General features: G+C 58.7%; 16 protein-coding genes. 11 read left to right on the forward strand and 5 right to left on the reverse strand.

Annotated features, from left to right (window positions below):
• The first annotated feature begins 35 nt into the window (after window positions 1-35).
• The 6 genes from KO116_RS18270 (at window position 36) to KO116_RS18295 (ending at window position 5,405) form a co-directional block, all read left to right on the forward strand.
• A complete protein-coding gene (locus KO116_RS18270; RefSeq protein WP_035564594.1) occupies window positions 36-692 on the forward strand; it encodes a YfgM family protein in 657 nt (218 codons plus the stop codon).
• The gene (bamB, locus tag KO116_RS18275) at window positions 689-1,873 is read left to right on the forward strand and encodes an outer membrane protein assembly factor BamB (protein WP_035564596.1); all 1,185 of its coding nucleotides are present in this window, start codon (window positions 689-691) and stop codon (window positions 1,871-1,873) included. Before KO116_RS18270 ends, bamB begins: the two co-directional genes overlap by 4 nt.
• Entirely contained in the window at window positions 1,870-3,273 is a 1,404-nt protein-coding gene (der, locus tag KO116_RS18280; protein ID WP_035564598.1) for a ribosome biogenesis GTPase Der, read from the forward strand. Before bamB ends, der begins: the two co-directional genes overlap by 4 nt.
• Before the next feature lie 249 nt (window positions 3,274-3,522).
• A complete protein-coding gene (locus KO116_RS18285; protein ID WP_035564600.1) occupies window positions 3,523-4,131 on the forward strand; it encodes a hypothetical protein in 609 nt (202 codons plus the stop codon).
• Between the two features lie 175 nt (window positions 4,132-4,306).
• Window positions 4,307-5,110, forward strand: a complete 804-nt coding sequence (locus KO116_RS18290) for a M48 family metallopeptidase (RefSeq protein WP_035564602.1) — start codon at window positions 4,307-4,309, stop codon at window positions 5,108-5,110.
• Window positions 5,111-5,144: 34 nt separating this feature from the next.
• Window positions 5,145-5,405, forward strand: coding sequence for a hypothetical protein (locus tag KO116_RS18295; RefSeq protein ID WP_035564604.1), 261 nt, complete (start codon window positions 5,145-5,147; stop codon window positions 5,403-5,405).
• 80 nt (window positions 5,406-5,485) lie between these two features.
• Here KO116_RS18295 and aroE read toward each other — a convergent pair whose 3' ends face one another.
• From aroE to KO116_RS18320, 5 genes are all read right to left on the reverse strand, one after another.
• Window positions 5,486-6,307 (reverse strand): shikimate dehydrogenase, encoded by an 822-nt coding sequence (gene aroE, locus KO116_RS18300; protein ID WP_035564606.1) that lies wholly within the window; start codon window positions 6,305-6,307, stop codon window positions 5,486-5,488.
• The gene (hemF, locus tag KO116_RS18305; RefSeq protein ID WP_035564608.1) at window positions 6,304-7,257 is read right to left on the reverse strand and encodes an oxygen-dependent coproporphyrinogen oxidase; all 954 of its coding nucleotides are present in this window, start codon (window positions 7,255-7,257) and stop codon (window positions 6,304-6,306) included. The genes aroE and hemF overlap by 4 nt, the downstream gene beginning before the upstream one ends.
• Before the next feature lie 83 nt (window positions 7,258-7,340).
• Window positions 7,341-7,898 (reverse strand): L-threonylcarbamoyladenylate synthase, encoded by a 558-nt coding sequence (locus KO116_RS18310; protein WP_035564610.1) that lies wholly within the window; start codon window positions 7,896-7,898, stop codon window positions 7,341-7,343.
• 40 nt (window positions 7,899-7,938) lie between these two features.
• A complete protein-coding gene (dprA, locus tag KO116_RS18315; protein ID WP_035564612.1) occupies window positions 7,939-9,063 on the reverse strand; it encodes a DNA-processing protein DprA in 1,125 nt (374 codons plus the stop codon).
• A 35-nt stretch (window positions 9,064-9,098) separates the two neighbouring features.
• Window positions 9,099-9,944, reverse strand: a complete 846-nt coding sequence (locus KO116_RS18320; protein ID WP_035564614.1) for a hypothetical protein — start codon at window positions 9,942-9,944, stop codon at window positions 9,099-9,101.
• 222 nt (window positions 9,945-10,166) lie between these two features.
• On the opposite strand from KO116_RS18320, the gene def reads away from it, so the two are divergent.
• The 5 genes from def to trkA all read left to right on the forward strand — a co-directional run bounded on the left by def (window position 10,167) and on the right by trkA (window position 14,831).
• Entirely contained in the window at window positions 10,167-10,679 is a 513-nt protein-coding gene (def, locus tag KO116_RS18325) for a peptide deformylase (protein ID WP_035564616.1), read from the forward strand.
• A gap of 36 nt (window positions 10,680-10,715) precedes the next feature.
• Window positions 10,716-11,732 carry a methionyl-tRNA formyltransferase gene (fmt, locus tag KO116_RS18330; protein ID WP_035564618.1) on the forward strand — a complete coding sequence of 339 codons (1,017 nt, stop codon included), beginning with the start codon at window positions 10,716-10,718 and terminating at the stop codon, window positions 11,730-11,732.
• Window positions 11,729-13,063 (forward strand): 16S rRNA (cytosine(967)-C(5))-methyltransferase RsmB, encoded by a 1,335-nt coding sequence (gene rsmB / locus KO116_RS18335; protein ID WP_035564620.1) that lies wholly within the window; start codon window positions 11,729-11,731, stop codon window positions 13,061-13,063. The genes fmt and rsmB overlap by 4 nt, the downstream gene beginning before the upstream one ends.
• A 49-nt stretch (window positions 13,064-13,112) precedes the next feature.
• Window positions 13,113-13,319 (forward strand): dodecin, encoded by a 207-nt coding sequence (locus KO116_RS18340; protein WP_008959783.1) that lies wholly within the window; start codon window positions 13,113-13,115, stop codon window positions 13,317-13,319.
• 138 nt (window positions 13,320-13,457) lie between these two features.
• Window positions 13,458-14,831, forward strand: a complete 1,374-nt coding sequence (trkA, locus tag KO116_RS18345) for a Trk system potassium transporter TrkA (protein WP_035564622.1) — start codon at window positions 13,458-13,460, stop codon at window positions 14,829-14,831.
• The last annotated feature ends 17 nt before the right edge of the window (window positions 14,832-14,848 follow it).

Here is a 14,848-nt window from a genome sequence, read left to right on the forward strand (position 1 = left end):
TGTGCCTACGAAAATTGAGATATAGGAGCCCGCCCGTGGTGGAGCTGAGAAGCGAAGAAGAGCAGCTAGACGCGGTAAAGCGCTGGTGGAAAGAGAACGGCATGTCGTTGATTGCAGGCGCTGTCCTGGCGGCGGCGGGGGTATTCGGCTGGAATGCTTGGCAGAACTATCAGCAGGGTCAGTCAGAAGCCGCCTCCATGCGCTACCAGCAGTTGGTCAACATGACCGCTGGTAACGAGCTTGAAGACGACCAACTGGCCAGCGCGCGTGAAATGGTCGTCGAACTGACCGACGAGCATGGCGACACGCTCTATGCTGAACTCGCCCTGCTGCTTGATGCTCGCCTGGCGGTACAGCAAGGCGACCTGGAAGGTGCGCGTACCGCGCTTGAAAGCGCTGCCGAATCATCGCGGCGCTACGTGCAGAGCCTGGCGTGGCTGCGCTTAGCGCGGGTTGAGCTTGCCGACGGCAATCCCACTCAGGCGCATGCATTGCTGGACGAGCCGATCAGCGACGCCCTGACGGCCCAACGAGCGAACGTGCGGGGCGATGCCTTTGCTGCTCAAGGCGACACTGACGCGGCCCGTGATGCCTGGGAGACCGCGATGGAAGTGTCACAAACCCAAGACCAGCCGCTTTACGGCGTGCAGTTCAAGCTTGATGATCTCGGCGCTGAGGAGGCGACACAATGACTATTAGCACTGTAATTAATCGGGGTATTTCCAAACAGCTGGCACGGGTAAGCGTGGGTGCACTGACGCTGGCACTGTTGGCCGGTTGCGCCAGCAAAGGTGACCCCGCTTTTACGCCCAAAGAGCTGCGTAGCTTCGACGAGACCTCCTCGCTAAACACCCAATGGAAGCGAACCGTAGGCGATGGCTTAGGCCACGCTCGCTATCCCATTGCACCTGCCCGTGAAGGCGACACTGTGTTTGCCGCCGACGTTGAAGGTGTGGTGATGGCCATGAATGCCAACAGTGGCGATGTTGAGTGGGAAATCGATCTCGATACCACCATCTCCAGCGCGTTAACGGCGATTGCCGGCCAGGTTTATCTGGCGACCGGTAACGGCGAGGTCATTGCTCTGGATCAAAATGATGGCAGCGAAAGCTGGCGTTCACGGGTCTCTAGTGAAGTGCTTGCCGCGCCTCAGGCCAATCAGCAACTGCTAGTCGTGCAAAGTGTCGATGGCCGCGTGACAGCCTTGGATCGCGCCAGCGGCCAAGAGCGCTGGGTATACACCAGTTCGCAACCTTCACTTACCCTGCGCGGCACCGGCACGCCGATGGTGATTGACCCGGTTACTTTTGTTGGCCTAGCGAATGGCCGTTTAGCCACGCTGGATAATCGCAGCGGCCAACCGCTATGGGATATGCAAATCGCCACACCGCGTGGCCGTAGCGAAGTAGAGCGTCTGGTTGACCTCTCTGGCCAACCGATTATCAGCCCTGATGGCCGCCTGTTCGTGACCAGCTACAACGGTCGCGTGGTGGCGCTAGAAGCCACCCAAGGCGATGTGCTTTGGGAAGCGGATCTGTCTAGCCGTCATACGCCAATTTTGGTCGGTGATCTGCTGTTCGTCGTCACCGATGACAGCCAGGTGGTTGCGCTAGATTCTAACAGTGGCCGCGAAGTTTGGCGCAATGACGACTTAGAAGATCGTTGGCTGACCGCCCCGGCCTTCGCCAGCGGCCGCTTGGTCTTCGGTGATTTTGAAGGATATGTTCACCTGATCGACGCCCGTGAAGGCAATATTGTAGGACGCACTCGCGTGCACAGCTCGGGCATTAGCGTTCGCCCGGTCACTGAAGGCAGCACCATTCATGTCCAGGCCAACAATGGTCGCCTGGAAACCCTGGAAGTAACTCCATGACACCCGTCATTGCTTTAGTCGGTCGCCCCAATGTGGGCAAATCGACGCTGTTTAACCGCCTAACGCGCTCGCGTGATGCACTGGTGGCCGACTTTCCCGGCCTCACCCGCGACCGCAAGTACGGCAATGGCATGCTGGGCGATAAGGTCTATACGGTTATCGACACCGGTGGTATCAGCGGTGACGAAGAAGGTATCGACGCTGCGATGGCCGAGCAGTCGCTTGCTGCTATTGATGAGGCCGATATCGTTCTGTTTATGGTCGACGCTCGCGCCGGCCTTATCGCCGCTGACCAAGCGATTGCCAACCACCTGCGGGTTAACCAGAAAAAAACCTGGCTGGTGGTGAATAAAACCGACGGGCTGGAAGAGCACTCGGCGATGGGCGATTTCTGGTCGCTGGGTCTAGGCGACCCCTGGCCGATCGCTGCTGCCCACGGTCGCAACGTTTCCACCCTGATGGACGTGGTACTCGAACCGTTTCCCGAACGCGATGCCAGCATTCCCGCGGACACCGGCAGCAAAGGCGTTCGTATCGGCGTGATTGGCCGCCCGAACGTGGGCAAATCGACCCTAGTCAATCGCCTCCTCGGCGAAGACCGGGTGGTGGTCTTTGATGAAGCGGGCACCACCCGCGATGCCATTGAGATCCCCTTCGAGCGCCGCGGCAAGCCTTATGTACTGATTGATACCGCGGGTATCCGGCGCCGTAAGAACGTGAGCGAAATCGCCGAGAAGTTTTCCATCATCAAGACGCTGGATGCGATTAAAGAGTCGCATGTGGTGATCATGGTACTGGATGGTTCCAGCGGTCTGGTGGAGCAGGATTTGCACCTGCTCGACTACGTATTAACCACCGGTCGCGCGCTGGTGCTGGCAGTCAACAAGTGGGACGGCCTGGAAAGCGAAGCTAAGGACAAGATGCGCACCGAAGTGAAGCGCCGCCTGGGCTTTGCCGATTACGCCGAGCTTCACTTTATCTCTGCCCTTCACGGCACGGCGGTAGGCGATTTGTACCCGTCGATTGACCGCGCCTTTGACGCCGCTAACGCTCACTGGTCGACCAACCGTTTAACGACCCTGCTGCAGGATGCAGTCAGCCAGAACCCGCCACCGATGGTACAAGGCCGACGGATTAAGCTGCGCATGGCTCACCAGGGTGGCAGTAATCCGCCGATTATCGTTGTCCACGGTAACCAAACAGAGTCATTGCCTGAAGCGTACCGTCGTTATCTCACCAATACGTTCCGCAAGGTATTGAAGGTACGCGGCACGCCGATTCGCTTTGAGTTTCGCTCGGGCAGCAATCCGTTTGACACTATGGCGGGCGCCAGCGACAAAGAGAAGGCCAAGAAACGCGAGCTGAACCGCACCAAAGAAGCGCGTAAGAGCCGTCGTTAATTCGCCATCGTAGCTCTCTTGGTTATTTGAATTCGCCCGTTTGCACCGTCAAGCGGGCGTTTTGATTAACCCCTTTCCCAGGTAACACCCGCGATAACAGTTTCGCTTGACAGCGCCCGGTTTCGGCACTCAAATAGCCGCGATTTTACTCAGCTGTCATTCATACCCACACCCTATCATCCACCCCCATCACCACCCTTGCTGCCCTACTTAATATGTTGCTTATGCACTGCGTAGGGGGAGAACGTTATGCTTTATGCTGCTCGCCGCTGGCTACTTCTATTGGGTTTAACCAGCCTGTTAACGGGCTGTCTCGCCCTACCTCAAACCGGCCTATTTGCGTTTCGTTTGGCGGTGACCTCCCTGGGGGTCGAAGATGTCCGCATTGGCCCTTACAGCATTAATGCTGGATTGGATACGAGCGACCTAACCAGCTTAATCGCTTCCAGCCTTGGCGCGGGCAGTCTGCCCATACAAGCCACCATTGCCATGGGCCTTGGCTTACCCGCCGGCATGCCGCCGGTGGAGATGTCGGGCTTTCGCTGGTCGCTGGATATGCCGGGCGTTGACCCTGTACAGGGTAACTATGAGCAGGATGTCACGCTGACCTCTGGTGACGATGCCAATTTACGCCTGCCGGTTGCCTTTGATGTGCTGGGAACCGACACCCAAAAAATGGCGCCGATGCTTGAACTTGCCAGTCAGCTGGCGTCTCAAGGCGAGCTACCGCCCGGTAGCCAACTGGCTATCACGCCTGGCGATCTGCGCGGCTTAGGTATGCGGCTTCCTGCGGGACTATTAACGCCTACCATTCGCCTAAATGTCGGTGCCGATGGGCAGTTAGTACCCCAGCGTTGAGGGTTTGTATCTAGAAGCTTACAGCCAGTCCTCTGCGGCCTAGCCTTGGTTCAGAAGGGTGGTCAATTCAGCATCCATACTCATCCTTAGGTGGGTTATGATGGGGGATTGATTTACTGCTATCAGCGGTTATCTTGTGTGCAAGAAATTCTTTCGTCTATAAGGAAACCGACTCATGCGCTGGCTTCGCCCTCTCGCTATAACCGCTTTATGTGCGTCTATCGCCGCTTGTACCACCTCGCCCACCGGGCGCTCGCAGCTGCTGCTGCTCTCTGATGGTGAACTCAATGAGATGGGCCGTCAGGCATTTTCTCAATATCAGCAGGAGCTTCCCAGCGCTGGACAAGCGAGTCAGCGCTATGTGCAGTGTATTGCCGATGCCATCGTGGCAGAACTGCCCGCCGGGCAGCAGCAGTTAGACTGGCAAATCCGCGTGTTTGAATCCGAACAGCCCAACGCCTTCGCGCTACCCGGCGGCTATATGGGGGTGAATACCGGCATGCTGGATATTGCCACTAGCCAAGACCAACTGGCTTCCGTCATCGGTCACGAGATTGGTCACGTGTTGGCCAACCACGCCAATGAACGCGCCTCAACCGAGAGTGCCACCTCGTTAGGCCTGTCGGTTATTTCCAGTACTTCCGGCATGCAGTCTGCCGGTGGCCAGCAGTTGATGGGCGTACTCGGCATGGGTGCGCAGTACGGGATCGTCCTGCCGTTCTCCCGGGCTCATGAGAGTGAGGCTGACGTGATTGGCTTGGAGCTAATGGCGCAAGCCGGTTTCGACCCACGTGAGAGCGTTACTCTGTGGGAAAACATGCAGGCGGTGTCCGGTGGTGGCGCACCCCCGGAGTGGATGTCCACTCACCCTGGCCAAGGCCAGCGCATCCAAGGCTTGCAAGGTAATATGGATCAAGCCCTGACTGTCTATGAGCAGGCTCGCAGCAATGGTCGTACACCCAACTGCCCGCGTCCCTAATGCTTCGCTGAGTGAGTCGGCTATTGAGGTTTAAATGATCAAGCTGGGATTACTGTTGCTAGTGCTGCCGCTGTTTGTGCTGATGGGCGTGTATTTCTGGGAGCTCAACGACGTACGCGCGTGTCAGCTTGATGGCGGCCATTGGGACTATATCGAGAGTGCCTGTAGAGACGCCCCCCAACCCTTTGTCTCCTGGCTGGAGCGCTCGCCGCTGTTAGTCAATGGCGGCATGCTGCTCTCGGTGGTGGGGCTAGTGATGAGTATGGTGGGGTTGTACGTCAAGCGCGCTAGGTAAAGCGTTATTAGCGGTACAAAAAAAGCGGGGGCGGATACAGTATCCGCCCCCGTTTTTTTAGCAGCGTTGACTAGATCCGATTATGAATAGTTAAGCGATTGGCGCAGCATTTCGCGCACGGATGCGGTTTCAGGGCGCACATTGCGCCACAGAAAGAACGACTCAGCGGCCTGTTCGACCAGCATGCCTAAGCCATCAAGCAACTTCGCGCCACGCGGGCCTGCCCATTGTAAAAACACCGTCGGCTCGGACCCGTACATCATGTCGTAGGCCCAGGCGTTGGGATTAAACAACGTATCTGGTAGCGGCGGTAAGTCGCCTGAAAGGCTAGCGCTCGTACCGTTAATCACCACATCAAATGTACCGTCAAGCGTGTCAAAGCCGCCGCCAGTGATAGGCCCCAGATCAGCAAAATCGCTGGCCAGCTGCTCGGCTTTGGCGGCGGTGCGATTGACCACGACGAGTGCGCTGGGCTGCTCGGCAAGCAGGGGCTCCAGAATGCCGCGCACGGCGCCGCCTGCGCCTACCACCAAAATACGCTTTCCCGCCAATGCCACGCGGTGATAGGCCAAATCGCGCACTAGGCCAATGCCATCGGTAGTATCGCCGTAGGTACGGCCATTGCCCCCCAGGATCAGCGTATTTACCGCCCCTGCACGACGGGCGCGATAGCTCAAGGTGTCGCACAACGCAAAGGCATCGCCCTTGAACGGCACGGTAACATTGGCGCCACGCCCGCCCGCATCGTTAAACGCCCGCCAGGCAGCGGCAAAACCCTCCAGCGGGGCTTCTTCAGCGGTGTACTCGAGCGCTTGTTGGGTTTGACGGGCAAACTCAGCTTGGATCTGCGGGGATTTGGAGTGTTTGACCGGGTTGCCAAACACGCAGTAGCGATCGGTCATGAGGGCTCTCCGCTATTGGTTTGAATGGCATCCTCAGCGAATTCGCCGAGCCAGTCGCGGGGGTGTAAGAAATCCTGCAAACGCGCCTCGGCGCTGCCGGGCTCCGGCTCAAAAGCGTATTCCCAACGCGCCATGGGCGGCATAGACATCAAAATTGACTCAGTGCGCCCGCCGCTCTGTAAGCCAAAAAGCGTGCCGCGATCCCACACCAGGTTGAATTCCACGTAGCGGCCACGGCGATAGAGCTGAAAGTCGCGCTCCCGTTCGCCCCAGGCGTCATTTTTACGGCGCTCAACGATGGGCAAATAAGCCTCTAAAAAGCTGTCACCCACCGCACGCTGAACGGCGAAACAGTCGGCAAACTCACCTTCGTTCAGGTCATCGAAAAACAGCCCGCCCACGCCGCGGGTTTCATCGCGGTGCTTGAGGTAGAAGTATTCGTCGCACCAGGCTTTATAGCGGTCGTAAACGTCCTCTCCAAAGGGGGCGCAGGCGTCTTTCGCCACCCGGTGCCAATGCACCACGTCTTCCATCACGGGATAAAACGGCGTTAAGTCAAAGCCGCCGCCAAACCACCACACCGGCGGCTCGCCGACTTTCTCGGCAATAAAGAAGCGCACGTTGCCATGGCTGGTAGGCACATGGGGGTTTTCCGGGTGCAGCACCCAGGAAACGCCCACCGCATGAAAGCTGCGCCCGGTAAGTTCAGGGCGTGCGGCGGTAGCGGAAGGCGGCAGCTGAGTACCGTACACATGTGAAAAGTTGACGCCGCCCTTTTCAAATACGCCGCCATTAGTCATCACCCGTGAGCGACCACCGCCCCCCTCTTCACGCTCCCAACTATCTTCTTGGAACTGGGCAGCCCCGTCGGCTTCGGCTAATCCAGCGCAGAGCCTTTCCTGCAAATCAAGAAGGTAGCATTTAACGTCATCAAGGTGCTCGTGGGCCACGGTAACTCCTGGGTGGTGAATCGTGAGTGAAAAGTAGTAAGCAATGAATATTAATCAGTGGTGAGTAGTGAACCAAAGTGCGGCTAATAACGCATGACTTTGCCAGTGGCTAAATCCCTGATAGTGCTCGGTTTGGCATTGCCACCTAGCTCGCCTTTCACCACATAGGCCACTTCATCGCTAAAGATTGAAGTGATTTCAGCGGCACTCATGGCGGGCGGCTCCCCGGAGCGGTTGGCCGAGGTCGATACCAGCGGGCCGCCAAAGGCCTCACAAAGCGCTTTCATTAGTGGGTGGTCGGTGACTCGAAGCGCCACACGTTCGTGGGCGCCGCGCACCAGCCCATGGCTGCGGCCATTATCAGGCACTAACCAGGTGTTCGGACCCGGCCAGCTTGCCGCGAGAGGGGCGTGCATCGCTAAAGGAAGCTGGCTTAACCAGGGTTGGAACTGCTCAATACTGGCGGCAACGAGAATGACCCCTTTAGCCGGATCACGCTCTTTCATACGCATCAGGTGCGCTAAGGCTTCGTCGTTTTCAGGGTCGCAGCTAAGCCCCCAAACCGCTTCGGTGGGACAAGCAATCACGCCACCTTCACGCAGCGCGTTAATCGCAGGGGCTAGATCGGCAGCTAAACTCATGGTCTCTCCTCACCGTCAGGGCGAACATGCCCGCATCCTATCATGAGCGCGGCAGCCGCACCCAGCCTCCGGCCTGCTGGGTTACCCAGCCCTCTAGCTCCAGCATCAGCAAGCGCTGCTGACAGTCACTGACTGACACACCGGTGGAATGCACTAAGAGATCGATCGGCGTTGGGGTAGCTGATAATGACGTTAACAATGAATCGGGCAAGTTGTCGTCTGAAAAGCTATCGGAGGGAGGTTCTTGCTCCGATAGCTTGTCTTCGGTCGCAGGCTGGATAAACGCCTCCGCCCAGTGGCCAAGATCGGTAATGATATCGTCGACACTGCAGGCCAGATGAGCCGTCCCTTGCCGCAGCAGTGCCAAACAGCCGCGGGCCTGCACGTTGTGCAGCGAACCGGGCAGCACAAACAGCTCACGATTTTGCTCTAAGGTGAGCCGGGCACTGACCAGCGAACCACTTTTTTCGGTGGCTTCGACCACCAGGGTGCCGAGCGAAAGGCCGGTAACGATGCGGTTGCGCCGCGGGAAAAACGCCGGGCGGGCCAGCGTACCGGGTGGATGTTCCGACACCACCAGGCCACCGGGTAAAGAGCTAAGCTGCTCGTGAAGATCACGGTGGGAGGCTGGATAGATCACATCCACACCGCAGCCGAGTACGGCGATCGTGCGTCCACCGGCATTTAGCGCTGCCCGCTGGGCCACGCCATCAACGCCCAAGGCCATACCGCTGATCACGCACCAGCCGCGGCGGACTAGATCGCGAGCGAAGGTTTGGGCGTTATGGGTGCCTTCGCCGGTGGGGCGACGAGTGCCTACCATGGCAAGCTTGGGGCCCTCCAGGGCGCTAAGATCACCCTGGGCCCAGAGCACAACGGGCGGGTCGGGCAACTCATTTAACAGCGCAGGCCAGGCGGGGTGGTCGCGATGCAGCACGTGACGACTTGGGCCGCTTTGCTGCCACGCCTCGGTTTCATCAATTACTTTTTGCAACGGGCTGCGATCAGGATGTTCAAGCCACAGGCGCAACTCGCTGGCGGCACGGCTGGGCAGTGCTGCCAGCCAGCCTTCCGGCCACTGCGGCTGACGGGCTAATAATTGCGCGATACGCAGCGCGCCCATACTCGGCAACGCATTGACCACCAGCCACGCCTGGGCGTCCATACTTCCTCCTTTTAAATATCTTTATTTACCGGCCGCTAGTTCGTCGCTGAACCAACCTCATCACCCACTTCCAACACCCGCGATGCCTGCATCACCAGGGCGTAGCTGACTCGATCATAGGGCTTGAAGACCATCACACTGCCCGCCTCAGTGCTGGGCAGTTGCACTAGCTCCTGGGTACGTGGGTCGTTGATCAGCTCACCCTGCTGATTGACTCGCAGCACATGACCCGCCTGCAAACCATCCAGAGTGCCGAGATCCAGCGCAACGATCTGAAAACGGCCAATAAAGCGCACGCCACCTGGCACGGCAATAACATGACCTTCAACCGCATTAAGCGGCGCGCGGGGCATAAATTCACGGCTCAGCTCGCGCTCCTCCAGCGGTAAAATAATATCGTTAACCCGCACTTCCTGATGAGAGCTAACGACTTCGAGCTGCGCAATCTCGCCTTCACTGCTGATATGCCGAGCGACACCGACGCTGATCAACTCTAAGCCCAATGGCGTGCCATCCATCGCCAGGTAAGGTTCCGACTGCCGATAGATCCCCAACTGACCATGGCGTGACACATCACCACGCACGTATAACCGGTCTCCCGCGCCGCTGATCAAACGGCGATCGTCTCCCGCCACTACGTAAGCCAGTTCCTGTAATGCCTCGGCATCATCGACCACGCGGTGTTCGCGCAGAAAGGCCCGCGCTTCCTCTAAGGCGATGGGCTCGATCGCTTCACGGTGGGGTAAGGTACGCACCTGCGGCGAGAGTTTAATCACTTCCTGATCACGCTCCCAAGCGGCTACATCGTTACTCAAAAGCATCACTGCACTCAGCAACAAACTACTTAAAGCCCCCCGAAAGGCGTGTTTTTGTGCCGCCATCCTGCTCTCCCCGATAAAATGCGCCGCTCTTAATTCCATGTCGAAACACTGCATAAGCGCAGTCATTATGTTGCTGCTGAAACCTGTGCGCATAGGGCGCCCATGCCCAGAAACGTTGACAGCATGATATAGTGCCCCATCATAAAGTACCTAGGTTAGAAGACGCTCGTCACTGCCTAGCTTGACTTAATTTAGACTCAGCATAACGGTGATTGTAACGCCATGGCCAAACTTCCTATTCTTGAATTCCCCGATGAGCGCCTGCGCACCAAGGCCGCTGCGGTGGAAACCGTCGACGATGAGGTACGCCAGCTCGTCGACGATATGCTGGAGACCATGTATGACGCCCGTGGTATCGGTCTAGCCGCGACCCAGATCGATGTCCATCGCCGTATCGTCGTCATGGATGTCAGCGACGATAACTCCCAGCCGCTGGTGCTCATCAACCCGCGCTATACGCCGATTGGCGAAGAGAAAGAGCCGCTTTCGGAAGGTTGCCTGTCGATTCCCGAACACTACGCCGAAGTGCCGCGCTTTCTTAAAGTGCAGCTCAACGCGCTTGATCGCAATGGCGAGGCCTACGAACTAGAGGCAGAGGGTCTGCTGGCGCACTGTATTCAGCACGAGTACGACCACCTTGAGGGCGTGCTGTTTGTTGACTACTTGTCGCCGCTAAAGCGTGACCGTATCCGCAAGAAAATGCAGAAACGTCACAAGCAGATGCAGGACGCCTAACACTTCTCTCAATTCAAGCCAGGTAGCCCTCTTTATATGTCACGATTGCGCGTTGTTTTTGCTGGCACGCCTGAATTCGCCGCCTCTAGCCTTGCCGCGCTTCTAGAAAGCCAGCACGAGGTGGTGGCGGTGTATACCCAACCCGACCGCCCTGCGGGTCGCGGCCGTAAGCTAACGCCCAGCCCGGTCAAACAGCTGGCTCTGGAACACAGCCTGCCGGTCTATCAGCCTCAGACGTTAAAGCAACCCGAGGCTCAAACCGAGCTGGCCGCGCTCAATGCCGACATCATGGTCGTTGTGGCTTATGGGCTGCTGCTTCCCCAAGCCGTGTTGGACATACCGCGTCTTGGCTGCGTTAACGTTCACGCTTCACTGCTGCCCCGTTGGCGCGGCGCTGCCCCTATTCAGCGGGCGATCGAAGCGGGCGATAGCGTATCGGGTGTGACCATTATGCAGATGGATGCAGGCCTGGATACCGGCGCGATGCTTACGGAAGTGCGCACGCCCATTACGGGCCGCACCACCGTCGGCGATTTGCACGACCGCCTGGCTATTCAAGGTGCCAATGCGCTGACCAGCACGCTGGATGCCCTGGCCAGCGGCACCGCGCAGGCAACGCCGCAGCCCGAAGAGGGCGTCACCTATGCCCCCAAGCTGAGCAAAGCGGAAGCTGAGCTCGACTTTGACCAGCCCGCTCAGCAGTTAGCCAGCAAGATTCGCGCCTTTAACCCCTGTCCGGTGGCCTGGTGCGCGCTAGGAGAGGATCGCCTACGACTGCTAATGGCAACCGTAGAAGAAGGCGAACATTCGCCTTACCCGCCCGGCACCCTGCTTGAGCATGGCGACGATCATCTACGCATTGCCTGTGGTATCGATGGCCGCGAGGTACTGTGCGTGACCAGCGCACAGCTGCCCGGCGGCAAAGCCATGGCCGTGCGTGACTTACTGAATGCGCGCCACGCGCGCCTGGCTACCGGCACTCGTCTCGGCGCTCGTTTTGACTCTCGTCTTGATAACCCAGCGGCTCAGGCCAGCGAAGGAGAAGCACCATGAGCCAAAAGCGCTCCCCCCAAGGCGGCAGTGGCCAGGAAGTCCGCGCTGCGGCGGCCCGCGCGCTGGCCCCGGTGCTCAGCGACCAAGGCTCACTGGCGGGGCTGGATGAGCACAGTGTGGTGGCCCGTGACCGCGGCCTGCTCAAAGAGCTCTGCTTCGGTACCTGCCGCCGCTTACCGCGTCTGGAAGCGTTAGCGGGCGTACTGCTTAAGCAGCCATTCAAGAAGCGCGATAGCGATGTTCAGGCGCTGCTGTTGCTGGGTATTTACCAGTTGCTGTACATGCGCATTCCTGCCCACGCGGCAGTAGGTGAAACCGCGGGCGCTGCGCGCTTATTGAATAAGGAGTGGGCCACCCGCGTCTTAAATGGTTGCTTGCGGCGGCTACAGCGCGAATCCGAAGCGCTCCAGGCCCAGGTAGACCGGGATGAGAGCGTTGCGCTAGAGCACCCACCCTGGCTGCTTAATGCCCTGCGTCAGGCGTGGCCAGAGCAGTGGCGTGATATCATCGAAGCCAACAATCACGCCGGCCCGATGACATTGAGGGTGAACCAGCACCACAATGATCGTGAAGCCTACCTGTCGCTACTTACCGAGCAAGGGCTAAGTGGCCACCTGTGCCCTCACGCACCAGACGCCATCACGCTGGAAACACCCTGCGATGTGATGTCACTGCCTGGCTTTGAAGAAGGCCACGTTAGCGTTCAGGACGAAGCGGCTCAGCTCTCGGCGGTGTTGCTAGGCCCGGTGCTCGCGCCACGACCGGGTGCCCACGTTTTGGATGCCTGCTGCGCCCCTGGCGGCAAAACAGCCCATTTGCTCGAGCTGTTCGACATCAACCTCACCGCAATCGATAGCGATAACCATCGCCTGGCACGGGTGGAGGACACGCTCAGCCGTCTCGGCGTTGAGGCGGTACTCGAACACGCCGATGCCACTGAACGCGACTGGTGGAGCGGCACGCCGTTTGATGCCATCTTGCTCGATGCCCCTTGCTCGGGCACCGGCGTTATCCGCCGCCACCCGGATATCAAGAAGCTGCGGCGCAAAGACGATATTCGCCCGCTGGCCAAGCTTCAACGCCAACTGCTAGATAACCTTTGGCCGATGCTGCGCGAAGGCGGCACCCTGCTGTATGCCACCTGTTCGGTACTGCCGGAAGAGAACAGTGAGCAGATTGAGGCATTTCTCGCCCGCACGCCCGACGCTCATGTCACCACGCCTAACGACGTTGCCTGGGGTATTGCCGGCGGCGCGGGCCGTCAGCTGTTTCCGGCCCAGAGCAGTCACGATGGCTTTTTTTATGCCAGACTAGAGAAGCGCACTGCCTAAGCGCTCACTGATGCGAGGGCAGTGATTTCATGACAAGGAAGGAGGTACTATGAGTCACCATACTTATAAGCACGTGGAACTGACCGGCTCTTCCGAGAAGGGTATTGAGGAAGCGGTACAGAACGCTCTGGCCAAGGCGTCAGAAACGATTAAGCACATGCGCTGGCTGGAAGTAGTCGATACCCGTGGCCATATTGAAGACGGTCAAGTGGCCCACTGGCAGGTCACGGTTAAAGTCGGCTTTACGCTAGAGTAATCCTCACCTGCTTTTCGACGGCGGCTGGTTTACACTGGCCGCCGTCTTTATTGCAGCGCATGATAGACCCTCCCGGTCTCAGGGTATGGTCTCAACAACATCGCGCGCTGGCGCTTTTAATGGAACCGATGCTCAGCAATGAAAATCATCATTCTCGGCGCCGGCCAGGTCGGCGGCACACTGGCTGAACACCTCGCCCGCGAGGAAAACGACATTACGGTCGTTGACACCGACGCCAAAAAACTGCGCGACCTTCACACCAAACTCGATATCCGCACCGTCACCGGGGCAGGCTCCTACCCCATTGTGCTGCGCCAGGCAGGCTGCGAAGACGCCGATATGTTGATCGCCGTCACCAACAGCGACGAGATCAATATGATCGCCTGCCAGGTTGCCCATACGCTGTTTCGCACCCCGACCAAAATTGCCCGGGTGCGCGCCACCGCGTACTTGACCCGTAAAGGCCTGTTTGCCCACGAAGCGATCCCCATCGATGTGTTGATCAGCCCCGAACAGGTAGTCACCGACCATGTGCGCCGCCTGATTGAGCATCCTGGTGCCCTACAGGTGTTGGAGTTTGCCGGTGGCCTGGTACAGCTAGTCGCGGTCAAAGCGTTCTACGGCGGCCCGCTGGTGGGCCAGGATCTAGCCTTTCTGCGCCGCCATATGCCCAACGTGGATACCCGCGTGGCGGCGATTTACCGCCGTAACCGACCGATTATCCCCCGTGGTGATACGGTCATCGAAGCCGACGACGAAGTGTTCTTCCTCGCCGCCCGCCGGGATATCCGCGCGGTGATGAGTGAGCTGCGCCGAGTCGAGCGGGATTTCCGCCGAGTGGTGATTGCCGGGGGCGGCAACATCGGCGAACGGCTGGCCGAGCACCTGGAGCACAGCCACCAGGTCAAGATCATCGAGCACAGCCTGGAGCGCTGCACCACGCTCTCTGAACGCTTGGATCGCACCGTGGTGCTCCACGGCAGCGCCACCAGCAAGCGTTTGCTGGAAGAGGAGAATATCGAAGAGTGCGATATCTTCTGCGCGCTGACCAACGACGACGAGGTCAATATCATGTCGTCGCTGCTGGCCAAACGCTTAGGCGCCAAGAAGGTACTGACGCTGATCAACAACGCCGCCTATGTGGACTTGGTGCAGGGGGGCGAAATCGATATCGCCATTTCTCCCCAGCAGGCGACTATTGGCAGCCTGCTGACCCACGTCCGCCGCGGCGACATCGTCAACGTCCACTCGCTGCGCCGGGGCGCTGCCGAGGCCATTGAAGCCATCGCCCACGGCGATAAGCAGTCGTCTAAAGTGGTCGGCCGCACGATCCGTGAGATCGACCTACCGGAAGGCACCACCATCGGCGCGATTGTGCGCGGCAAGGAAGTCATCATTGCCCATGGGGATGTGATGGTGGAGAGCGGCGACCACGTGATCCTATTCGTGATCGACAAGCGCCGCATTCGCGATGTGGAGCGCCTGTTCCAAGTCGGCTTAACGTTCTTTTGATAACCTTCGAATTCCTG

The sequence above is a fragment of the Halomonas sp. KO116 genome (assembly GCF_000734975.2).
Classification (GTDB): domain Bacteria; phylum Pseudomonadota; class Gammaproteobacteria; order Pseudomonadales; family Halomonadaceae; genus Vreelandella; species Vreelandella glaciei.